The sequence below is a fragment of the Pseudomonas sp. KCJK8993 genome, from assembly GCF_046230915.1.
Lineage (GTDB): Bacteria > Pseudomonadota > Gammaproteobacteria > Pseudomonadales > Pseudomonadaceae > Aquipseudomonas > Aquipseudomonas piscis.
In genome coordinates, this window is record NZ_JBJJLO010000010.1 from 69,342 (window position 1) to 92,530 (window position 23,189).

General features: G+C 64.4%; 17 protein-coding genes and 1 pseudogene. 15 read left to right on the forward strand and 3 right to left on the reverse strand.

Annotated features, from left to right (window positions below; all coding sequences use genetic code 11):
* Positions 1–37: 37 nt before the first annotated feature.
* Entirely contained in the window at positions 38–1,402 is a 1,365-nt protein-coding gene (locus tag ACK6AU_RS05700; protein WP_409298193.1) for a formimidoylglutamate deiminase, read from the reverse strand.
* 219 nt (positions 1,403–1,621) lie between these two features.
* Between ACK6AU_RS05700 and hutC the strand changes: the two genes are divergently transcribed.
* The 15 genes from hutC to ACK6AU_RS05775 all read left to right on the forward strand — a co-directional run bounded on the left by hutC (position 1,622) and on the right by ACK6AU_RS05775 (position 20,991).
* Entirely contained in the window at positions 1,622–2,290 is a 669-nt protein-coding gene (gene hutC / locus ACK6AU_RS05705; protein ID WP_260497915.1) for a histidine utilization repressor, read from the forward strand.
* Positions 2,287–2,859 carry a HutD family protein gene (locus ACK6AU_RS05710; RefSeq protein ID WP_409298195.1) on the forward strand — a complete coding sequence of 191 codons (573 nt, stop codon included), beginning with the start codon at positions 2,287–2,289 and terminating at the stop codon, positions 2,857–2,859. Before hutC ends, ACK6AU_RS05710 begins: the two co-directional genes overlap by 4 nt.
* Before the next feature lie 410 nt (positions 2,860–3,269).
* Positions 3,270–4,952: a urocanate hydratase gene (gene hutU, locus ACK6AU_RS05715; protein ID WP_185697380.1), complete on the forward strand. Its 1,683-nt coding sequence runs from the start codon at positions 3,270–3,272 to the stop codon at positions 4,950–4,952.
* 117 nt (positions 4,953–5,069) lie between these two features.
* On the forward strand, positions 5,070–6,533 hold the full coding sequence (locus tag ACK6AU_RS05720) for a purine-cytosine permease family protein (RefSeq protein WP_409298197.1): 1,464 nt from the start codon (positions 5,070–5,072) through the stop codon (positions 6,531–6,533).
* A 250-nt stretch (positions 6,534–6,783) separates the two neighbouring features.
* Positions 6,784–8,322: a histidine ammonia-lyase gene (gene hutH / locus ACK6AU_RS05725; RefSeq protein WP_185697382.1), complete on the forward strand. Its 1,539-nt coding sequence runs from the start codon at positions 6,784–6,786 to the stop codon at positions 8,320–8,322.
* Positions 8,323–8,432: 110 nt separating this feature from the next.
* On the forward strand, positions 8,433–9,845 hold the full coding sequence (locus ACK6AU_RS05730) for an amino acid permease (protein WP_409298199.1): 1,413 nt from the start codon (positions 8,433–8,435) through the stop codon (positions 9,843–9,845).
* Positions 9,846–9,857: 12 nt separating this feature from the next.
* Positions 9,858–11,063 carry an imidazolonepropionase gene (hutI, locus tag ACK6AU_RS05735; protein ID WP_185697384.1) on the forward strand — a complete coding sequence of 402 codons (1,206 nt, stop codon included), beginning with the start codon at positions 9,858–9,860 and terminating at the stop codon, positions 11,061–11,063.
* 10 nt (positions 11,064–11,073) lie between these two features.
* Complete coding sequence (gene hutG, locus ACK6AU_RS05740) at positions 11,074–11,877, forward strand: N-formylglutamate deformylase (RefSeq protein WP_185697385.1); 804 nt, start codon at positions 11,074–11,076, stop codon at positions 11,875–11,877.
* Between the two features lie 171 nt (positions 11,878–12,048).
* A complete protein-coding gene (gene pip, locus ACK6AU_RS05745) occupies positions 12,049–13,020 on the forward strand; it encodes a prolyl aminopeptidase (RefSeq protein ID WP_185697386.1) in 972 nt (323 codons plus the stop codon).
* Entirely contained in the window at positions 13,017–13,454 is a 438-nt protein-coding gene (dtd, locus tag ACK6AU_RS05750) for a D-aminoacyl-tRNA deacylase (protein WP_185697387.1), read from the forward strand. The genes pip and dtd overlap by 4 nt, the downstream gene beginning before the upstream one ends.
* 276 nt (positions 13,455–13,730) lie before the next feature.
* Positions 13,731–15,578, forward strand: coding sequence for a glucan biosynthesis protein G (locus ACK6AU_RS05755; RefSeq protein WP_185697388.1), 1,848 nt, complete (start codon positions 13,731–13,733; stop codon positions 15,576–15,578).
* The gene (gene mdoH, locus ACK6AU_RS05760) at positions 15,571–18,141 is read left to right on the forward strand and encodes a glucans biosynthesis glucosyltransferase MdoH (RefSeq protein ID WP_409298203.1); all 2,571 of its coding nucleotides are present in this window, start codon (positions 15,571–15,573) and stop codon (positions 18,139–18,141) included. Before ACK6AU_RS05755 ends, mdoH begins: the two co-directional genes overlap by 8 nt.
* Before the next feature lie 228 nt (positions 18,142–18,369).
* Positions 18,370–19,167, forward strand: coding sequence for a transporter substrate-binding domain-containing protein (locus ACK6AU_RS05765; protein ID WP_022639542.1), 798 nt, complete (start codon positions 18,370–18,372; stop codon positions 19,165–19,167).
* A gap of 137 nt (positions 19,168–19,304) precedes the next feature.
* Positions 19,305–20,264, forward strand: a complete 960-nt coding sequence (locus ACK6AU_RS05770) for an amino acid ABC transporter permease (RefSeq protein WP_409298205.1) — start codon at positions 19,305–19,307, stop codon at positions 20,262–20,264.
* A complete protein-coding gene (locus ACK6AU_RS05775) occupies positions 20,257–20,991 on the forward strand; it encodes an amino acid ABC transporter ATP-binding protein (protein WP_185697391.1) in 735 nt (244 codons plus the stop codon). Before ACK6AU_RS05770 ends, ACK6AU_RS05775 begins: the two co-directional genes overlap by 8 nt.
* Positions 20,992–21,149: 158 nt before the next feature.
* Here the strand turns inward: ACK6AU_RS05775 and ACK6AU_RS05780 are convergent, their stop codons facing one another.
* Both ACK6AU_RS05780 and ACK6AU_RS05785 read right to left on the reverse strand, forming a co-directional pair.
* Entirely contained in the window at positions 21,150–22,022 is an 873-nt protein-coding gene (locus tag ACK6AU_RS05780; RefSeq protein ID WP_409298208.1) for a methyl-accepting chemotaxis protein, read from the reverse strand.
* A pseudogene (locus ACK6AU_RS05785) lies at positions 22,005–23,066 on the reverse strand (methyl-accepting chemotaxis protein); the annotation flags it as partial. The pseudogene ACK6AU_RS05785 and the gene ACK6AU_RS05780, both read right to left, overlap by 18 nt.
* Between the last annotated feature and the right edge of the window lie 123 nt (positions 23,067–23,189).

Consider the following 23,189-nt stretch of genomic DNA (forward strand, 5'->3'; position numbering starts at 1 on the left):
AAGGCGGGCCTGCTGCCTGGTGGTTAGCCGCCGGGACTCAGCCCAGCAAGTCGCGCAGGACCTGGGCGAAGGCCCGGCTGCTGGTTTCCTCTGCGGCATGTCGGCCTTCGCGCACCACCCAGCGCCCGCCAACCATCACGTCCCGCACCTGGCGATCGCCACCGGCGAACAACCAGCGGTTGAGAATCCCGTCGGCATTGGCGGTGGCCAGGTAAGGGTCGTTGCCGTCGAGCACCAGCCAGTCGGCGCGGTTGCCTACCGCCAGCGCGCCGATCGCTTGTCCCAGGGCCTGGGCGCCACCATCCAGGGCTGCGTCGTAGAGGGTGCGGCCGACCATGGGCTGGTCTGCCCGGTACAGGCGATTGCGGCGCTGATCCCGCAGGCGCTGGCCATATTCCAGCCAGCGCAATTCCTCCACCAAGCTCAACGAGACATGGCTGTCGGAACCGATTCCCAGGCGGCCGCCCTGGGCCAGGAAATCCACCGCTGGGAAGATACCGTCGCCGAGGTTGGCCTCGGTGGTCAGGCACAGGCCGGCGATGGCCCGGCTCCTGGCCATCAGGCTGACTTCCTCGGGGGTGGCATGGGTGGCGTGGACCAGGCACCAGCGCTGGTCCACCGCGACGTTTTCATACAGCCATTGCAAGGGCCGGCGGCCACTCCAGGCCAGGCAGTCATCGACTTCCTTCTGTTGCTCGGCAATGTGGATATGCACCGGGCAGTCCGGGTCGCTGGCGGCCAGCACTTCGCTGATCTGCTGTGGCGTGACCGCGCGCAGCGAGTGGAAGCACAGCCCGAGGTGCTGGTTGGCTTGTTTGGCCAGCAGGGGACGCAGTTGACGTTGCAGCTCGAGGTAGTGCTCGGTGCTGTTGATGAAGCGGCGCTGGCCGTCGTTGGGCGTCTGGCCACCGAAGCCCGAATGGCTGTACAGCACCGGCAGCAGGGTCAGGCCGATGCCGGTGTCGGTGGCGGCCTGGCTGATGCGGCGCGACAGCTCGGCCGGGTCGGCGTAGGCCTGGCCGTCGGTGTCGTGGTGCACGTAGTGGAATTCGGCCACCGAGGTGTAGCCGGCCTTGAGCATTTCGATGTACAGCTGGCGGGCGATGACTTCCAGCTGCTCGGGGCGAATCTTGCCCACCAGGCGATACATCAGGTCGCGCCAGGTCCAGAAGCTGTCATTGGGGTTGCCGGCCACTTCCGCCAGGCCGGCCATGGCCCGCTGGAAGGCATGGGAGTGCAGGTTGGGCATGCCCGGCAAGAGCGGGCCCTTGAGTCGTTCCGCGCCCTTTGCGCCTGCGTTGGCCTGGATGTGGGTCAGCTGGCCGTCGGCATCGACTTCAAGACGTACATCATTGGCCCATCCGTCAGGCAGCAGCGCGCGTTCGGCAAAGAAGGCGGACATGGTTCGATTACCCCATTGTGTGTTATTTGTATATACATATACAGACGTTTGCCTGCCCGGTAAACTCCGGCAAGCTAGGCTTTCGTCGCCAGGCGTCGACCGACCCTGACCACTTTCACCGACCCTCAAGGATTTCCCGTGCCGACCCCGACTGCCAACTCGCCGCTGGCCGCCCACCTGAGCGATAGTCCGGCGCCCTTGTATGCCCGCGTCAAACAGATGATCACCCAGCAGATCGAGAGCGGAAACTGGCCGCCGCACTATCGCGTGCCCTCGGAAAGCGAACTGGTCAGCCAGCTGGGCTTCAGCCGCATGACCATCAACCGTGCGCTGCGCGAGATGACCGCCGAAGGCATGCTGGTGCGCATGCAGGGAGTGGGTACCTTCGTCGCCGAGCCCAAGACCCAGTCGGCATTGTTCGAGGTGCACAATATCGCCGACGAGATCGCCGCCCGTGGTCATCGCCACACCTGCCAGGTCATCACCCTGGGCGAGGAGGCCGCGGGTTCCGAGCGCGCCCTGGCCCTGGACATGCGCGAAGGGCAGAAGGTCTTCCATTCGCTGATCGTGCATTTCGAGAACGACATCCCGGTGCAGATCGAGGATCGCTTCGTCAACGCCCTGGTGGCGCCGGAATACCTCAAGCAAGACTTCACCCTGCAGACGCCTTATGCCTACCTGTCCCAGGTCGCGCCCCTGACCGAGGGCGAACATGTGGTCGAGGCGATCCTCGCCGAACCTGAAGAATGCAAGTTGCTGCAGATCGAGCGTGGCGAGCCTTGCCTGCTGATCCGTCGCCGCACCTGGTCCGGGCGCCAGCCGGTGACCGCCGCGCGGCTGATCCACCCCGGTTCCCGTCATCGCCTGGAAGGACGCTTTCACAAATGATCCGGTCTAGCCTGCTACGCGCCGCCGACTATCCGCGCATGCCCTGGAAGAACGGCGGCGGCAGTACCGAGGAAATCACCCGGGACAGCGGGACCGACCTGGAAGGCTTCGGCTGGCGCCTGTCGATCGCCGACATCGGCGAATCCGGCGGTTTTTCCAGCTTTGCCGGCTACCAGCGGGTCATCACCGTACTGCAGGGCGCTGGCATGCAGCTTTGCGTGGACGGCCAGGATGTGCGGCCGCTGCTGCCCCTGGACCCCTTTGCCTTCAGTGGTGCCAGCCAGGTCGGTTGCACCCTGCTGGACGGTGCCATCCGGGATTTCAACCTGATCTACAGCCCCGAGCGCTATATGGCGCGGTTGCAGTGGTTCGATGGCCAGCAACGCTTCTTCACCCAGGCCCATACGGTGCTGGTGTTCAGTGCCGCCGAACAGGCCTGGGTCGATGTGGCCGGCGCCGCGGTCCAGGCCTTGGGCCGCTACGATTGCCTGCGCCTGGACGACAATGCCGGCCTGCTGGAAATCGCCCTCGACGGGCGCTGCTGCGTGATCGAACTCACCCGCATCTGAGTCATCCTTGCTGGCGGGCCAGGGCGTGGCCTGCCAGCTTCCTTCTAGTCTCCATCACTCTTTTATCCGCGCTTCGGCGTCCTGCTCAAGGCGGCTGGCCCTTGTCCGTTCCTCGGAGCGGCCCCTGTTCCTGACGACGCACCAATCTGTTACCGAATGCCCCAGCAGTGGGCAAAACCTGCCTCTGGTAACAATCAGCGGGAGCCTCGATTGATGCCCGAGGGAAAATTCATTCAAGGCCGAGGAGCCCGGTCTAGAAGGTTTACAGGCTTTTTTCGGAGATTTTTTCAGGTGGCTTGGACAGAGTTGGCCGCTTGATTGCATATGCTTGTATGTACAAGTAAATATGTGTGCGTAAGAGTCGATGCCATCCTCTTCGCACCTTGGGCTCATCGTCGAGGAGGTTTTCCGTGGCTGACAACAAATTCACCAAATACCGGAACGTAGAAATCCGTGCTCCGCGTGGCAACAAGCTGACCGCCAAGAGCTGGCTGACCGAAGCGCCGCTGCGCATGCTGATGAACAACCTCGATCCGCAAGTCGCCGAGAATCCCAAGGAGCTGGTGGTCTACGGTGGCATCGGGCGCGCGGCGCGCAACTGGGAGTGCTACGACAAGATCGTCGAGAGCCTCACTCATCTGAATGATGACGAGACCCTGCTGGTGCAGTCCGGCAAGCCGGTCGGCGTGTTCAAGACCCACGCCAACGCCCCGCGCGTACTGATCGCCAACTCCAACCTGGTGCCGCACTGGGCCAATTGGGAGCACTTCAACGAGCTGGATGCCAAGGGCCTGGCCATGTACGGCCAGATGACCGCCGGCAGCTGGATCTACATCGGCAGCCAGGGCATCGTCCAGGGCACCTACGAAACCTTCGTCGAAGCCGGCCGCCAGCACTACAACGGCAGCCTGAAAGGCAAATGGGTACTGACTGCGGGCCTCGGTGGCATGGGCGGTGCCCAGCCCCTGGCCGCGACCCTGGCCGGCGCCTGCTCGCTGAACATCGAGTGCCAGCAGAGCCGCATCGATTTCCGCCTGCAGACCCGCTACGTCGACGAACAAGCCAAGGACCTGGACGACGCCCTGGCGCGTATCGCCAAGTACACCGCCGAAGGTCGCGCCATCTCCATCGCCTTGCACGGTAACGCCGCCGAAATCCTCCCCGAGCTGGTCAAGCGTGGCGTGCGCCCCGACATGGTCACCGACCAGACCAGCGCCCACGACCCGCTGAACGGCTACCTGCCGGCCGGCTGGAGCTGGGAGCAATACCGCGACCGCGCGCAGACCGAACCGGCTGCCGTGGTGAAAGCCGCCAAGCAGTCGATGGCCGTGCACGTGCAGGCCATGCTCGATTTCCAGAAGCAGGGCATCCCGACCTTCGACTACGGCAACAACATCCGCCAGATGGCCAAGGAAGAAGGCGTGGCCAACGCCTTCGACTTCCCGGGCTTCGTTCCGGCCTACATCCGTCCGCTGTTCTGCCGTGGCATCGGCCCGTTCCGCTGGGCGGCGCTGTCCGGCGACGCCGAAGACATCTACAAGACCGACGCCAAGGTCAAGGAACTGATCCCGGACGACGCCCACCTGCACAACTGGCTGGACATGGCTCGCGAGCGCATCAGTTTCCAGGGCCTGCCGGCGCGTATCTGCTGGGTCGGCCTGGGCCAGCGCGCCAAGCTGGGCCTGGCGTTCAACGAAATGGTCCGGCGCGGTGAGCTGTCGGCGCCGATCGTCATCGGTCGCGACCACCTGGACTCCGGTTCGGTGTCCAGCCCGAACCGTGAAACCGAAGCGATGCAGGATGGTTCCGATGCTGTGTCCGACTGGCCGCTGCTCAACGCCCTGCTCAATACCGCCAGTGGCGCGACCTGGGTTTCCCTGCACCACGGTGGTGGCGTGGGCATGGGTTTCTCCCAGCACTCGGGCATGGTCATCGTCTGCGACGGTACCGACGAAGCCGCCGAGCGTATCGCTCGGGTGCTGACCAACGACCCAGGGACTGGCGTCATGCGTCATGCCGACGCTGGCTACCAGATCGCCATCGACTGCGCCAAGGAACAGGGCCTGAACCTGCCGATGATCACCGGCAAGTGACATTCCGGCGGTTCGCCGCCAGGGCCAGGGAAGGAGCCGCCGCACCTCGCAGTGCGGCGGTTCGGTCCATGTAGCAGAGCTTTGACATGACAAGAATCCCCCGGGAGAACAATAACGATGTCCACGGCCAGTGATAGCTCCAAACCCCTGATCGAGCGGCGGTCGATCAACTACATTCCCGAAGCCGAACGCCACGGCAAGCTCTACAGCCAGTTCACCCTGTGGCTGGGAGCCAACCTGCAGATCACCGCCATCGTCACCGGCGCCCTGGCCGTGGTGCTGGGCGGCGACGTGTTCTGGTCGTTGATCGGCCTGTTCGTCGGCCAGTTGCTCGGTGGCGGCGTCATGGCCCTGCATGCGGCGCAAGGGCCCAAGCTCGGCCTGCCGCAGATGATCTCCAGCCGGGTGCAGTTCGGCGTCTACGGCGCGGCGATCCCGATCGTGCTGGTATGCCTGATGTACCTGGGCTTCACCGCCACCGGCACGGTACTGTCCGGCCAGGCCCTGGGCCAGCTGTTCGGCGTCAGCGACAGCCTCGGTATCCTGATCTTCGCCAGTGTCATCGTCCTGGTCACCGTGCTCGGCTACCGGGTCATCCATTTCATCGGTAGGGTCGCCAGCGTCATCGGCGTCATCGCCTTCGTCTACCTGTTCAGCCGCCTCATGGGCCAGACCGATGTCGGCGCGCTCCTGGAGATCCGTCACTTCAGCTGGAGCAGCTTCCTGCTGGCGGTATCCCTCGCCGCTTCCTGGCAGATCGCCTTCGGCCCCTACGTGGCCGACTACTCGCGCTACCTGCCGAGCAAGACTTCCTCGGTGAAGACCTTCCTTGCCGTGGGCGCCGGTTCGGTGATCGGCGCCCAGGTGGCGATGATCCTCGGTGTGTTCGCCGCGGCCATGGCCAACGGGCAATTCGCCGGGCGCGAAGTGGCCTACATCGTCGGCCTCAGTGGCAGTGGCGCCACCGCGGCGCTGCTGTACTTCAGCATCGCCTTCGGCAAGATCACCATCTCGACGCTGAACTCCTACGGCAGCTTCATGTGCATCGCCACCATCATCAGCGGCTTCCGTGGCCACCTGGAGGTGACGCGCCTGCAGCGCCTGGTGTTCGTGCTGGCCATCGTCGGCGCCGCGACCCTGATCGCCTTGCTCGGCCAGCATTCGTTCCTGGGGGCGTTCAAGTCCTTCATCCTGTTCCTGCTGGCCTTCTTCACCCCGTGGAGCGCGGTGAACCTGGTGGATTACTACTGCATCACCCGCGAGAACTACGACGTGCCGGCGCTGGCCGATCCCAATGGCCGCTATGGCCGGTGGAACATGCTGGGCATCAGCGTCTATGTGATCGGCGTGCTGGTACAGCTGCCGTTCATCAGCACCAAGTTCTATACCGGTCCACTGGTGGAGGTGCTGGGTGGCGTGGATATCTCCTGGATCATCGGCCTGGTGGTGCCGGCGGCGCTGTACTACGTCTGTGCCAGGAAATGGCATGGTGCGGTGCCCGAAAAACTGATCCTGCCGCCGGAGCAGGGCCTGCCCGACGAGCAGAAAACCGCGACAACCCGGCACGCTGCTACCGTTTGAGTCCGCATGCAACGTGACCGAAGCCCGGCGCTCCTGGCCACTTCCAGCTCGATGGATGGTCGGCAGCGCCGTTTGCGCGATAGCCTGTTCCAGGGCCCGCAGCGCTTCCCGGAGACTGTTCCAAGACGCAATAAAAGATTCTTCCCATAGCCAGCGTGCCAAGGCGCCACCTGCCCGACTTGGTGGGGGACGACGGATAACGGATGTTTCCGGAGCGACTGGTAGTTATTACAAAACTCTCAAAAGGAGCATGAATGTGACTGCGCTAAACCTGATTCCCGGTCAACTGAGCCTGGCCCAACTGCGGGCCATCTACCAGCAGCCGCTGAGCCTGACCCTGGACGACAGCGCCTCGGCGCAGATCGACGCCAGCGTGGCTTGTGTCGAGCAGATCCTCGCCGAGAAACGCACCGCCTATGGGATCAACACCGGTTTCGGCCTCCTGGCTTCGACCCGTATCGCCAGCGCCGACCTGGAGAACCTCCAGCGTTCTCTGGTGCTGTCCCATGCCGCGGGCGTCGGCGAGCCTATCAGCGACGACCTGGTGCGCCTGATCATGGTGCTCAAGGTCAACAGCCTGAGCCGTGGTTATTCCGGTATCCGCCGCCAGGTGATCGATGCCCTGATCGCACTGATCAATGCCGAGGTCTACCCGCATATCCCGCTCAAGGGCTCGGTGGGTGCATCCGGCGACCTGGCGCCCTTGGCGCACATGTCCCTGGTGCTGCTGGGCGAAGGCAAGGCCCGCTACAAGGGGCAGTGGCTGGACGCTCCGGCGGCCTTGAAAGTCGCCGGCCTGGCGCCGCTGACCCTGGCGGCCAAGGAGGGCTTGGCACTGCTCAATGGCACCCAGGTATCCACCGCCTTCGCCTTGCGTGGCCTGTTCGAAGCCGAGGACCTGTTCGCCGGGGCCCTGGTCTGTGGCGGCCTGACCGTGGAAGCGGTGTTGGGCTCACGTTCGCCGTTCGATGCGCGGATTCATGCCGCCCGGGGCCAGCGTGGGCAGATCGATGCCGCTGCGGCCTATCGCGCGCTGCTGGGCGAGCACAGCGAGGTGTCCGCTTCGCACCAGAACTGCGACAAGGTCCAGGATCCGTATTCCCTGCGCTGCCAGCCCCAGGTGATGGGTGCCTGCCTGACCCAGTTGCGCCAGGCCGCCGAGGTGCTGGTGGTGGAAGCCAACGCCGTATCCGACAACCCGTTGGTGTTCGCCGCCGAAGGCGACGTGATCTCCGGTGGCAACTTCCACGCCGAGCCGGTGGCGATGGCCGCCGACAACCTGGCCCTGGCCATTTCCGAGATCGGCTCGCTGAGCGAGCGCCGTATCTCGCTGATGATGGACAAGCACATGTCGCAGTTGCCGCCGTTCCTGGTGGCCAATGGCGGGGTCAACTCCGGCTTCATGATCGCCCAGGTCACCGCCGCGGCCCTGGCCAGCGAGAACAAGGCCCTGGCCCATCCGCATTCGGTGGACAGCCTGCCGACCTCGGCGAACCAGGAAGACCACGTGTCCATGGCTCCGGCTGCGGGCAAGCGCCTGTGGGAAATGGCCGAGAACACCCGCGGCATCCTCGCCGTGGAATGGCTGGCCGCCTGCCAGGGCCTGGACCTGCGCGAAGGCCTGAAGTCCTCGCCGGCCCTGGAGCATGCCCGCGCCACCCTGCGCGAGCAGGTGGCCTACTACGAGAAGGACCGCTTCTTCGCGCCGGATATCAATGCCGCCAGTGACTTGCTGGCCTCGCGCTGCCTGACCGGCTTGCTGCCGGCTGGCCTGCTGCCGAGCCTGTAACCTCGGCCAGCGGCTCTGGGCCGCTGTCCAGCCCGACGCGGAACGTCTGCTTCAGCCATCGCGCACCATGGTGCGCGGTGGCTGTCCATAACAATAAAAGGGACGAAGACATGCAATCGCAAGAAACAGGATTACGGCGCGGCCTGACGGCGCGCCACATACGTTTCATGGCCTTGGGGTCGGCCATCGGCACCGGGCTGTTCTATGGTTCCGCCTCGACCATCCAGATGGCCGGGCCGGCGGTGCTGCTGGCCTACCTGATCGGTGGCGCGGCGGTATTCATGGTGATGCGCGCCCTGGGAGAGATGGCGGTGCACAACCCGGTGTCCGGCTCGTTCGGCCACTACGCCAGCCAGTACCTGGGGCCGTTGCCGGGGTTCATCCTGGGCTGGACCTATGCCTTCGAGATGCTGATCGTCTGCCTGGCGGACGTGACCGCCTTCGGCATCTACATGGGCTTCTGGTTTCCCGAGGTCGAGCGCTGGATCTGGGTGCTGTCCATCGTGCTGTTCATCGGCGCGCTGAACCTGTGCAACGTCAAGGTCTTCGGCGAGATGGAGTTCTGGCTGTCGTTGCTCAAGGTCGGGGCCATCGTGGCGATGATCCTCGGCGGCGTCGGCATCATGCTGTTCGGGATCGGCAGCGCGAGCCAGGAGCAGGCCACAGGGCTCGGCAACCTCTGGAGCCATGGCGGGTTCATGCCCAATGGCATCAGCGGGGTGATCGCCTCCTTCGCGGTGGTGATGTTCGCCTTCGGCGGCATCGAGATCATCGGGGTCACCGCTGGCGAGGCCAAGGACCCGCAGCGCGTCATTCCCAAGGCCATCAATGCCGTGCCCATGCGCATCCTGCTGTTCTACGTGCTAACGCTGCTGGTGCTGATGGCGATCTTCCCCTGGCCGCAGATCGGCACCCAGGGCAGCCCCTTCGTGCAGATCTTCGATAGCCTGGGGATCAGCTCGGCGGCGACCATTCTCAATATCGTGGTGATTTCCGCGGCGGTGTCGGCCATCAACAGCGATATCTTCGGTGCCGGCCGCATGATGTATGGCCTGGCCCGGCAGGGGCAGGCGCCCAAGGGTTTTGCCCAGGTCTCCAGGCATGGGGTGCCGTGGATGACCGTGGTGGTGATGGCGGCGACCCTGCTGATCGGCGTGGTGCTCAACTACCTGATTCCAGAGAACATCTTTCTCTTGATCGCTTCCCTGGCCACTTTCGCCACGGTCTGGGTCTGGCTGATGATCCTGCTGACCCACGTGGCCATGCGCCGCTCCATGAGCGCCGAGCAGGTGGCCGGGCTGCAGTTCAAGGTACCGTTCTGGCCCTGGGCGCCGGCGGCGGCCATCGCCTTCATGCTGTTCATCTTCGGGGTCCTGGGCTACTTCCCCAAGACCCAGGCGGCGTTGCTGGTGGGCGTGGTGTGGATCGTACTGCTGGTGCTGGCCTACAAGCTCTGGGTCAAGCCGGTGGCTGGCCAGGCGCGTTCCGGCGACGGCCAGTCTTCTTTAACTATTGATCATTGACGGAGGCCTTGGATGAAGACTCTTTGGCAACACTGCAACGTCGCCAGCATGGCCCTGGGTAGCTACTCGATCATCGAGGATGCGGCCATCGTGACGTCAGGGGCGCACATCGAGTGGATCGGCCGGCGCGAACAGCTGCCGGCCAGCGATTACCAGCAGGTCCACGACCTGGCGGGCGCCTGGGTGACCCCCGGCTTGATCGATTGCCACACCCACACGGTGTTCGGTGGCAATCGCAGCGGCGAGTTCGAGCAGCGCCTGCAAGGGGTGAGCTATGCCGAGATCGCCGCCGCCGGTGGCGGGATCGCCAGCACCGTGCGCGCAACCCGGGCGGCCAGCGAGGACGAATTGTTCGCCAGTGCCCGCAAGCGCTTGCTGAGCCTGATGCGCGATGGCGTCACCAGCGTCGAGATCAAGTCCGGTTATGGCCTGGACCTTTCCAGCGAACGCAAGATCCTGCGGGTGATCCGCCGGCTCGGCGAGGAACTGCCGGTCAGCGTGCGCAGCACCTGCCTAGCGGCCCATGCCCTGCCGCCTGAGTATGCCGAGCGTGCCGACGACTATATCGAGCACATCTGCAGCCAGATGCTTCCGGCCCTGGCGGCCGAGGGGCTGGTGGACGCCGTGGATGCCTTCTGCGAATACCTGGCGTTCTCCCCGGCCCAGGTGGAGCGGGTGTTCATCGCCGCGCAAAAACTCGGCCTGCCGGTCAAGCTGCATGCCGAGCAATTGTCCTCGCTGCATGGTTCGAGCCTGGCGGCGCGCTACCAGGCCCTGTCCGCCGATCACCTGGAGTTCATGACCGAAGACGACGCCATCGCCATGGCCGCCTCTGGCACCGTGGCGGTGTTGTTGCCGGGGGCGTTCTACTTCCTGCGCGAGACCCAGCTACCGCCGATGGAGGCGCTGCGCAAGCACGGGGTGAAGATCGCCCTGGCCAGCGACCTCAACCCAGGGACCTCGCCGGCGCTGTCGTTACGCCTGATGCTGAACATGGCCTGCACCTGTTTTCGCATGACGCCGGAGGAGGCCCTGGCCGGGGTCACCCTGCACGCGGCCAAGGCCCTGGGAATGGACAAGACCCACGGTTCGCTGGAGGTGGGCAAGGTGGCGGATTTCGTCGCCTGGCAAATAGATCGTCCCGCCGACCTGGCCTACTGGCTGGGCGGCGACCTGGAAAAGCGCGTGGTGCGCCACGGCGTCGAAGTGACTGTGTAGGAGAAGGCTTGTGGAAAAGGTTCTGAGCTTCAAACAAGGTCGAGTGCCACTCTTGATCAGCATGCCCCATGCCGGTACGCGCCTGACCCCGGCGGTGGCCGCCGGGCTGGTACCCCAGGCGCAGAGCCTGCCGGACACCGACTGGCACATCCCGCGGTTGTACGAGTTCGCCCTGGAATTGGGGGCCAGCGTCCTGGCGGCCGAGTACTCGCGTTTCGTCATCGACCTGAACCGGCCGTGCGACGACAAGCCGCTGTATGTCGGCGCCACCACCGGCCTGTACCCGGCGACCCTGTTCGATGGCGAGCCGCTGTTCGTCGAGGGCCAGGCACCGTCGAAGGCGGAGCGCGGCGAGTACCTGGAGCAGATCTGGGGGCCATACCATCGGACCTTGAAAGACGAGCTGGCGCGGCTCAAGGCCGAATTCGGCTATGCCTTGCTGTTCGATGCCCACTCGATCCGTTCGCTGATCCCGCACCTGTTCGAGGGCAAGCTGCCGGACTTCAACCTCGGTACCTTCAACGGTGCCAGCTGCGATCCGCAACTGGCCGGGCGCCTGGAGGGCATCTGCGCCGGCCATGGCGACTACACCCATGTGCTCAACGGACGCTTCAAGGGCGGGCATATCACCCGTCACTACGGCGATCCGGCGGAGCACGTGCATGCGGTGCAACTGGAGCTGGCGCAAAGCACCTACATGGAGGAGTGCGAACCCTTCCGTTACCGCGAGGACCTGGCGGCGCCGACCCAGATGGTGCTCAAGGAGCTGCTGCAAGGCCTGCTGGCCTGGGGCCGGGAGCGCTACGGCCGCTGAGCTGCCAGGACATGAGCGAGCCCGGCCCGGCGCCGGGCTCGAGCTGTGGGTAAGGCCAACAACCCCATTTTTCTCAAGGACATGCTCATTGCGTGATTCGGGTTTATGATGCCGGACGGCAGCATGAATGAAGTCCCTTCAGGGATGATCCCGACCTCCACGGAGCGCGTAATGAAGACTTTGTACCCACAGATCAAACCCTATGCCCGGCACGATCTGGCCGTCGACGAACCCCATGTGCTGTATGTCGACGAAAGCGGTTCGCCGGAAGGCTTGCCGGTGGTGTTCCTTCATGGCGGCCCGGGGGCCGGCTGCGACGGCGCGAGCCGCTGCTACTTCGATCCGACCCTGTATCGCATCGTCACCTTCGACCAGCGCGGCTGCGGACGCTCCAGTCCCCATGCCAGCCTGGAGAACAACACCACCTGGGATCTGGTGGCCGACCTGGAACGCATCCGCGAACACCTGGGGATCGACAAGTGGGTGCTGTTCGGCGGCTCCTGGGGCTCGACCCTGGCCCTGGCCTATGCCCAGACCCATCCCGATCGAGTGCTTGGCCTGATCGTGCGGGGGATCTTCCTGGCTCGTCCCCAGGAAATCCAGTGGTACTACCAGTGCGGTGCCAGCCGCCTGTTCCCCGATTACTGGCAAGACTACGTGGCGCCAATTCCCCTGGAGGAGCGGCACGACCTGGTCAGCGCTTTCCACAAGCGCCTGACCGGCAACGACCAGATCGCCCAGATGCACGCGGCCAAGGCCTGGTCCGGCTGGGAAGGGCGCACCGCGACCCTGCGCCCCAACCCGCTGGTGGTGGACCGCTTCTCCGAACCGCAGCGCGCCTTGTCGATCGCCCGGATCGAGTGCCACTACTTCATCAACAACGCCTTCCTCGAACCTGACCAGCTGATCCGCGACATGGGCAAGATCGCCCACCTGCCGGGGATCATCATCCATGGGCGCTACGATGTGATCTGCCCGCTGGATAACGCCTGGGAGCTGCACCAGGCCTGGCCCAACAGCGAGCTGCAGGTGATTCGCGATGCTGGCCATGCCGCTTCCGAACCGGGTATCACCGACGCCCTGGTGCGGGCCACCGACCAGTTGGCCCGGCGCCTGCTCGACCTGCCGCCCGAAGAAGCATGAAGGGGCTGTTGCAGCGCGTGGCCGGCGCGCGCGTGGAAGTGGCCGGTGAAATCGTCGGTGCGGTAGACCAGGGCCTGCTGGTGCTGGTGGCGGTGGAGCCTGGGGATACCCGGGCCAACGCCGACAAACTCCTGCATAAGCTGCTTAACTATCGGGTGTTCAGTGATGCCGAGGGCAAGATGAACCTGTCCCTGGCCGATGTGCAGGGCGGCCTGCTACTGGTCTCGCAGTTCACCCTGGCGGCGGACACCAAGAGCGGGTTGCGCCCGAGCTTTTCCACGGCGGCGCCTCCGGCCCTTGGCGAGGAGCTTTTCGACTACTTGGTAGTGAAGGCGCAGCAGTTGCATGGCAAAGTGGCATCAGGACGCTTTGGTGCGGACATGCAGGTACATCTGGTCAACGATGGGCCAGTGACCTTCCTGTTACAGACCTGAAGGTGTCCGAAACAGCTTTTTCCACCGATTTCGGCTGGAAACCGCTGTTTTTCACGATAAATACTTTGTTATCCCTGATGCGTTGTAACGCGGCCTACTAGATAATCGCGCGCTACGGGGATCAGCGTTCGTTGGTCCATTTTGACTTAAGTAGAGACTTGTCCACGGCCGTTTGGGGAATCATTTAGCCCCATCGGAGTCGGAACAATGCTCGCCAACCTGGCATGTAGATAGCTGGCCGTTGGTTTTTTGATCTGTTTTCGGCGAGGGTTGCTCGTGATTGTTAGTCCCTGTAATGCACCAAACTTGTTTGCCAAGAGGTTACGAAACGTACTGGTGACGGGCTCTGCTCTGGTCTGCCTGCTCGGCGCCGGTCCACTCATGGCATTCAACCTGGATGACGTATCGACCAAGGCCAAGGACCTGGCCGGGCAGAAGTACGAGGCTCCGCGCAGTAACCTGCCAGCCGAGTTCCGCGACATGAAGTTCGCGGACTACCAGAAAATCCGCTTCCTCAGCGAAAAAGCCGAATGGGCCGACCAGAAGACCCCGTTCAAGCTGTCGTTCTACCACCAGGGCATGCACTTCGACACGCCGGTGAAGATCAACGAGATCAGCGCCAACAGCGTTTCCGAGATCAAGTACGATCCCAGCCGTTTCGACTTCGGTGACCTCACGTTCGATCCAAAAGCCACCGAGAAGCTGGGTTATGCCGGTTTCCGCGTTCTGTACCCGATCAACAAGGCCGACAAGCAAGACGAGATCATGACCATGCTGGGCGCGAGCTATTTCCGCGTCGTCGGCAAGGGCCACGTCTATGGCCTGTCCGCCCGTGGCCTGGCGATCGATACCGCCTTGCCGTCCGGTGAAGAGTTCCCGCGCTTCAGCGAGTTCTGGATCCAGCAACCCAAGCCTACCGACAAGCACCTGGTGATCTACGCCCTGCTGGATTCGCCACGGGCCACCGGCGCTTATCGCCTGACCCTGCGGCCGGGCGCCGACACCATCGTCGACGTCAAGGCCCGGGTGTTCCTGCGTGACAAGGTGGGCAAGCTGGGCCTGGCCCCGCTGACCAGCATGTACCTGTTCGGCGCCAACCAGCCGTCGAAGGTCCTCAACTATCGTCGCGAGCTGCACGACTCCAGCGGCCTGTCGATCCACGCCGGCAACGGCGAGTGGATCTGGCGTCCGCTGAACAACCCGAAACACCTGGCCGTGAGCAACTTCTCGGTTGAGAACCCGCGCGGTTTCGGCCTGCTGCAGCGTGGCCGCGACTTCAGTCACTACGAAGACCTCGACGACCGCTACGACAAGCGCCCAAGCGCCTGGATCGAGCCGAAGGGCGACTGGGGCAAGGGCACCGTCGACCTGGTGGAAATCCCGACTGCGGACGAAACCAACGACAACATCGTGGCGTTCTGGAACCCGGAGAAGCAGCCAGAGCCTGGCCAGCCGCTGGATTTCGCCTACCGCCTGCACTGGACCATGGACGAAGCGTCCCTGCATTCTCCTGACAGCGCCTGGGTCGAGCAGACCCTGCGTTCCACCGGTGACGTCAAGCAGTCCAACCTGATTCGCCAGCCCGATGGCAGCGTTGCCTACCTGGTGGATTTCGAGGGCCCATCCTTGGCGGCCCTGCCTGGGAGCACCGAAGTACGCAGCCAGGTCAGCGTCGGCGACAACGCCGAGCTGGTGGAAAACAACGTTCGCTACAATCCGGAAACCAAAGGCTGGCGCCTGACCCTGCGCTTGAAGGTCAAGGACCCGAGCAAGGCCACCGAGCTGCGTGCCGCCCTGGTGCGCGACATCCCGGCAGCCGAACCCGCCAAGGCCTCGACGCCGAACTCCAGTTCCTCCGTGGCCAAGGCCGACAAGGTCGCCGCCAAGCAGCAGGAGAAGAAAGAGAAGGAAGCCGCTGCCGCGGCGGCCAAACAAGCTGAAACCAAGCAGCCTGAAGCCAAACCGGTCAAGGATGTCAAAGAGGCCAAGCATTCCAAGGACAAGGATTCTAAAGACGCCAAGCAGCCTGCTGCTGCCGAAGCGGCCCCTGCCACGCCGGAACCGGCCAAGACCGAACAAGTCCTGACCGAGACCTGGAGCTACCAGTTGCCTGCCGATGAGTAACTCTCAACTACAGCCAGAGTCGCTTGCCGAGTACCTGGCCCACCTGCCCATGTCGGACCAGCAGCGCGCGGAACTCGCGAGCTGCCAATCCTTCAGCGAGTTGCACCAGCGCCTGTCGTCCAAGGCCTTCGATGAACCCGCCGATGCCGCCCAGGCTTCGGTGGGCGAGCGCCTGGCCCTGAGCACCGCGGACGAACTCAGCGCTGCCGAGATGCTGGGTGTCGATGCCCAGGGGCGGATCTGCCTCAAGGCAGCACCGCCCATCCGGCGTACCCGGGTCGTGCCCGAACCATGGCGTACCAATATCCTGGTACGGGGTTGGCGGCGCCTGACCGGGCGCACCAACCCGCCGGCACCGAAGAAGGACAAGCGAGTGCTGCCGGCTGCCCGCTGGCGCACCGTCGGTTCGATCCGCCGCTATATCCTGCTGATACTGATGCTTGGCCAGACCATCGTCGCCGGCTGGTACATGAAAGGCATCATGCCGTACCAGGGTTGGGCCTTCGTCGACCTGGAAGAAGTGGTGCACCAGCCGCTGATGCAGACCGCGCAGCAGGTACTGCCCTATGCGCTGCAGACCAGCATCCTGATCCTGTTCGGCATCCTGTTCTGCTGGGTCTCGGCAGGTTTCTGGACCGCGCTGATGGGCTTCCTGGAACTGCTGACCGGTCGCGACAAGTACCGCATCTCCGGCGCCAGCGCCGGCAACGAGCCGATCGCCGAGAACGCGCGCACCGCACTGGTGATGCCGATCTGCAACGAGGACGTGCCCCGGGTATTCGCCGGCCTGCGCGCCACCTTCGAGTCGGTGGCGGCCACCGGTGACCTGGACCGTTTCGACTTCTTCGTCCTCAGCGACAGCAACGACAGCGATATCTGCGTGGCCGAGCAACAGGCCTGGCTGGATGTCTGCCGCGAGACCAAGGGTTTCGGCAAGATCTTCTACCGCCGCCGTCGCCGCCGGGTGAAGCGCAAGAGCGGCAACCTCGACGACTTCTGCCGTCGCTGGGGCGGCGACTACAAGTACATGGTGGTACTGGACGCCGACAGCGTGATGAGCGGCGAATGCCTGACCAGCCTGGTGCGCCTGATGGAAGCCACGCCGGACGCGGGGATCATCCAGACCGCGCCCAAGGCCTCGGGCATGGACACCCTGTATGCGCGCATGCAGCAGTTCGCCACCCGGGTCTATGGTCCGCTGTTCACCGCCGGCCTGCACTTCTGGCAGCTGGGTGAGTCCCACTACTGGGGCCATAACGCGATCATCCGCATGAAGCCGTTCATCGAGCACTGCGCCCTGGCGCCGTTGCCGGGCAAGGGCGCGTTCGCCGGTGCGATCCTCTCCCACGACTTCGTCGAAGCCGCGTTGATGCGCCGTGCCGGCTGGGGCGTGTGGATCGCCTACGACCTGCCGGGCAGCTATGAAGAGCTGCCGCCGAACCTGCTGGACGAGCTCAAGCGCGACCGCCGCTGGTGCCACGGCAACCTGATGAACTTCCGCCTGTTCCTGGTCAAGGGCATGCATCCGGTGCACCGCGCGGTGTTCCTCACCGGGGTGATGTCCTACCTGTCGGCGCCGTTGTGGTTCTTCTTCCTGGTGTTGTCCACGGCCCTGCTGGCGGTCAACACGCTGATGGAGCCGCAGTACTTCCTCGAGCCGCGGCAGCTGTATCCGCTGTGGCCGCAGTGGCATCCGGACAAGGCTATCGCGCTGTTCTCCACCACCATCGTGCTGCTGTTCCTACCCAAGCTGCTCAGCATCATTTTGATCTGGGCCAAGGGCGCCAAGGAGTTCGGCGGCAAGTTCAAGGTGACCCTGTCGATGCTCCTGGAGATGCTGTTCTCCATGCTGCTGGCGCCGGTGCGAATGATCTTCCACACCCGTTTCGTGCTGGCTGCGTTCCTCGGCTGGGCGGCGACCTGGAACTCGCCACAGCGTGACGACGACTCCACCCCCTGGAGCGAGGCGGTGCGCCGCCATGGCCCGCAGACCCTGCTGGGCTTCTGCTGGGCGTTGCTGGTGATCTGGCTGAACCCCAGCTTCCTCTGGTGGCTGGTGCCGATCGTCGGTTCGCTGATGCTGTCGATCCCGGTGTCGGTGATCTCCAGCCGCGTCGGCCTGGGCCTGAAGACTCGTGACGAGAATCTGTTCCTGATTCCCGAGGAGTACGCCCCGCCCCAGGCGCTGCTGGCCACGGACCAGTACACCCACGAGAACCGCTGGCACGCGCTCAACGACGGCTTCATCCGGGCCGTGGTTGATCCGCAGCAGAACGCCCTGGCCTGTGCCCTGGCTACCTCCCGCCACACCCAGGCCGAGCCGATCGAATGGTTGCGCCAGGAACGGGTGCGCCATGCTCTCAAGGTCGGTCCTGCGGCCTTGAACAACAGCGAGCGCCTGGCGCTGTTGAGCGATCCGGTGGCCCTGGGGCGCCTGCACCAGCTGGTCTGGAGCGAAGGCCACAGCCCATGGCTGGGTGCCTGGCGCGAGTCGGTGACCGCCGATCCCCATGCCCCGCTATTGCCGTTGCAGCCGCTAGCCGCGACGCCACAACCGGCGTGATGCCAACGCCCCCGGGTTCATGCCCGGGGGCGTTTTGCTTTCTGCGCCCCCCGCTCGTCCCCGGCGCTTTCGTCCGACAATAAAAACCTTGTGCAAATACCCGAGTGCGTTAGCATCGCACCCGCAAATTTCGGTGCGTGATCGACCACGAACTGGTATCCGAAGGTTCGCCAACAATGGACTGCGACGCGCAGACACCACAATAAAATGGCTTTCAGGGGACTTGAAATGAAGAAGTATTTTTCGCTGCTGCTGGCGGGGGCCGCAGCCATGCTGGCGGTCAGCACGGCCCAGGCCGGCGCCATCGACGACGCGGTCAAGCGTGGATCGCTGAAGGTGGGCATGGACCCGACCTACATGCCATTCCAGATGACCAACAAGCGCGGCGAGATCATCGGTTTCGAAGTCGACCTGCTCAAGGCCATGGCCAAGTCCATGGGGGTCAAGCTGGAGATGGTCTCCACCGGCTACGACGGTATCATCCCGGCCCTGCTCACCGACAAGTTCGACATGATCGGCAGCGGCATGACCCTGACCCAGGAGCGCAACCTGCGCCTGAACTTCAGCGAGCCGTTCATCGTGGTCGGCCAGACCCTGCTGATCCGCAAGGATCTGGAAGGCACCATCAAGTCCTACAAGGACCTGAACAGCGCCGACTACCGCATCACGTCCAAGCTGGGCACCACCGGGGAAATGGTCGCCAAGAAGCTGATCGCCAAGGCCAAGTACCACGGCTACGACAACGAGCAGGAAGCGGTGCTGGACGTGGTCAACGGCAAGGCCGATGCCTTCATCTACGACGCCCCGTACAACGTGGTGGCGGTGAACAAGGTCGGCAACGGCAAGCTGGTCTTCCTCGACAAGCCGTTCACCTACGAGCCGCTGGCCTTCGGCCTGAAGAAGGGCGACTACGACAGCATCAACTTCATCAACAACTTCCTGCACCAGATCCACGAAGACGGGACCTACGATCGGATCCACGACAAGTGGTTCAAGAGTTCCGAGTGGCTCAAGGACATGGAATAACACTCGTTCAGACAGACCGGGTTGCCCCGCTTGCGGGCAAGCCTCGCTCCTACAGACTTGCGCAATCCATGTAGGCGCGAGGCTTGCCGGCCAAGGCGGCGTCCCTGGCGACCCAGCATTCGGAATCCGCAAACCCAATGAAACAGAACAAAGCCCAATGGCCCTGGCACGTGTTGACCGTGCTGGTGCTGGTCGGCCTGGCTGGCGCCCTGTACTACGCCACCTCGCTGATGTCCTATGAATGGCGCTGGAACCGCGTCCCGCAGTACTTCGCCTACCAGGCCGAGGAATCCCTGCGCGCGGCCGAAATCTCCACCGTCGCCGAGGTCGTGCGCAAGGGCGGCAAGGCTGAAGTCACCCTCAAGGGCGACTCTGGCAACGAGCAGCACCTGAGCGTCGACGAGAGCAGCCTGCAGGTGGCCAGCGGCGACGACGTGGCCGAAGGCGATGTGGTCGGGGTGACCCGGCATTGGGCGGCGGGGCCGTTGTTGTGGGGCTTGTGGACCACCCTGTGGCTGTCGGTGGTGTCCGGCGTGCTGGGCTTGATGATCGGCCTGGCCACCGGCCTGTGCCGGCTGTCCAGCAACCCGACCCTGCGGGATCTGTCGACCCTTTATGTCGAGCTGGTGCGCGGCACGCCGCTGCTGGTACAGATCTTCATCTTCTATTTCTTCATCGGCACGGTGCTGAACCTGTCCCGGGAGTTCGCCGGGATCGCCGCGCTGTCGCTGTTCACCGGGGCCTATGTGGCGGAAATCGTCCGTGCCGGGGTGCAGTCCATTGCCCGTGGGCAGAACGAGGCGGCTCGCTCCCTGGGCCTGAGCGCCGGCCAGTCGATGCGCCATGTGGTGCTGCCCCAGGCTTTCAAGCGAGTGTTACCGCCGCTGGCCGGGCAGTTCATCAGTCTGGTCAAGGACACTTCGCTGGTGTCGGTGATCGCCATCACCGAGTTGCTCAAGAGCGGCCGGGAAGTCATCACCACTTCGTTTTCGCCGTTCGAGATCCTGTTCTGCGTGGCGGCCCTGTACCTGTTGATCAACCTGCCGCTGTCGAAGATGGCCAGCCGGCTTGAGCGGAGGCTCGCGCAAAGTGATTGAAGTCCGCGATCTGGTAAAAGTCTTCGACACCCGTGGCCAAGTGGTGCGCGCGGTGGATAACGTCACCACCCAGGTGGCCAAGGGTGAAGTGCTGGTGGTGATCGGGCCGTCCGGCTCCGGCAAGTCGACCTTCCTGCGTTGCCTCAATGGCCTGGAGACCTTCGACTCCGGTTCGGTGAGCATCGATGGCCTGCAACTGGCCGATCCCAAGACCGATGTGAACGCCTACCGCCGCGAGGTGGGCATGGTGTTCCAGCACTTCAACCTGTTCCCGCACATGACCGTGCTGGACAACCTCTGCCTGGCGCAGAAGGTGGTGCGCAAGCGTGGCAAGGCCGAGCGCGAGGCCAAGGCCCTGGCCCTGCTGGAGAAGGTCGGCATTGCGCAGAAGGCCCACGAGTTCCCCTCGCGATTGTCCGGCGGCCAGCAACAGCGGGTGGCGATCGCCCGGGCCCTGGCCATGGAGCCCAAGGTGATGCTGTTCGACGAGCCGACCTCGGCCCTGGACCCGGAGATGGTCGGCGAGGTGCTGGATGTGATGAAGACCCTGGCCGTGGAAGGCATGACCATGGTCTGCGTGACCCATGAAATGGGCTTTGCCCGGGAAGTGGCGGATCGGGTGCTGTTCTTCGATCACGGCAAGCTGCTGGAAGATGCCGCGCCCGAGGTGTTCTTCAGCTCCCCCCGGGACCCCCGGGCCCAGGCTTTCCTGCGCCAGGTCCTGTAACCCGGCCTTGTAGCCGCTGGAAGACCCACAGGGTTTCCAGCTATGGCGCCCTGTAGCCGTTGTCGAGCTTGCAAGGCTGCGACAAGGCCCGCGGGGCCTTCCAACGGTCGATCCGCCCCCGCAGGCTCTTTACCAGCCTGCGGCAGCGGCCACAGGGGTCAGACCTTGAACCGTCCCACCAGGCTTTGCAGGTGAATCCCCAGGCGCGCCAGTTCGGCGCTCGAAGAGGCGGTTTCCTCGCTGGCCGACGACGTCTGCTCGGACACGTCGCGCACATTCAAGACGCTGCGATTGATCTCTTCGGCCACCGCGCTCTGTTGTTCCGCCGCCGCGGCGATCTGCTGGTTCATCGCCTGGATCGCCGAGACGGTGCGGGTGATGTTGTCCAGCGAGCCGCCAGCCCGGCGCGTCAGCTCGACGCTGCTGTCGGTGAGGCTGCGGCTGGTATCCAGGGTGCTGGCCACCTGCTGCGTGCCGCTTTGCAAGCCTACGATCAGCTCGGCAATCTCCTCGGTCGATTGCTGGGTACGCTGGGCCAGGCTGCGGACTTCGTCGGCCACCACCGCGAAACCACGCCCGGCCTCGCCGGCCCGGGCCGCTTCGATGGCGGCGTTGAGGGCCAGCAGGTTGGTCTGCTGGGCCACCGACTTGATCACGTCCAGGACGCTGCCGATCTTGTCGCTCTCTTGCTTGAGCTGGCCCATGGCTTCGGTGGAGTGACTCACCTCGCTGGCCAGGCGTTCGATCTGGGCGATGGCCTCGTTGACCACTCGATCGCCTTCGCGGGCCTGCTGGTCGGCGGCCACGGCCGCTTCGGAGGCTTCTTCGGCGTTACGTGCCACCTCCTGTACGGTGGCGGCCATCTCGTTCATGGCGGTGGCTACCTGGTCGGTCTCGACTTTCTGGCTGTTGACCCCGGCGCTGGTCTGCTCGGTAACCGCCGATAGCTGTTCGGCGGCGCTGGCGATCTGGGTCACGCCCTCGCTGATGCCGCCGATCAACTCCCGCAGGCCTTGGGTCATGCGCTGCATGGCCTTCTGCAACTGGCCCAGCTCGTCGCGCCGGTCCACCGCCAGGTTCTGGCTCAGGTCGCCAGCGGCCACGCGCTCGGCGGCCTTGAGGGTCTGTTGCAAGGGCAGGTTGATCTGCCGTGTGATGGCCCAGGCGGCGATCAGGCCGAAGACCAGGGCCAGCACCGTGGCGAACAACAGCGTGCTGCGGGCCTGGTTGGCATCGGCGTCACGCTTGTGGGTCTGTTCGACGGTCAACTGCTTGCTCAGGTCCATCAGGCGATCGCCCTGGGCGGCCATGCGCTTGAGGGCCGCGGCACTGGCCTGCTCGGCGTCGCTGAAGGCGCTGACGGCCGCACGGTAGGCCTTGAGCGAGTCGCTGGCCTGCTGCAGGTTGGCGATGTGCTGCTCGGGCAGGCGCGATGGCAGGCTGGCCAGGTTGCCGAGGGCGTTGTCGATGGCGTCCAGGGCGGGTTGCCGGGCGTCGGCCTTGCCGCTGTAGGTGTAGCCTCGCACCTGGAAGCGTGCCTGCTGGATCAGCCTGGACAGGTCGATGACGCTATTGAACTGGGCCACGCTATCGCCTTGCAGCAGCGATTTCTCGACCTCGGCCACCCGGGCCACGGCGTTGTCCGCGGTGGTGCCGAGCTGGGAGCGGGCGGTCTCGCGGCTGGCGGTGGCACGAGTCATGTCGGCGAAAGCCTTCTGGTACTCGGCCACGGCGTCCAACTGCTGGTCCACCAGGGCGATGCTTTCGGGCTGCTGCAGTTTGCTGTGGACCGCGCGCAGGCCTTCGTCGAGTTGCTTGAGCATGTCGCTGACTGCTGCCGGGCCTTGCTCGCCATGGTTCATCTCATAGTTGAGACGGGCGATGCGCAGGTCCTTGGTCATGGCGTTGAGCGAGGAAATATTACCCAGCTTGTCGCCGCGCTCGATCACCCGGGCCAGGCCATTCCAGCCGGTGGTGGTGATCAGCAGGGTCAGCAACAGCACCAGGCCGAAGCCGATGCCGAGCTTGCGGCTGACACTCACATTCCCCAGGTTTCTGGCTAGCCAACGGTACATGCTGCGAACTCCCTTTTTAGCGGTTTGGGCTTAACCATAGGCTATCGGCGGGGGGCGGGGGGTTTCATCCTGCTCTTTTACACAACTCCCCGCCCCCCAGACTCCCCGGGACCTCGTATTCCG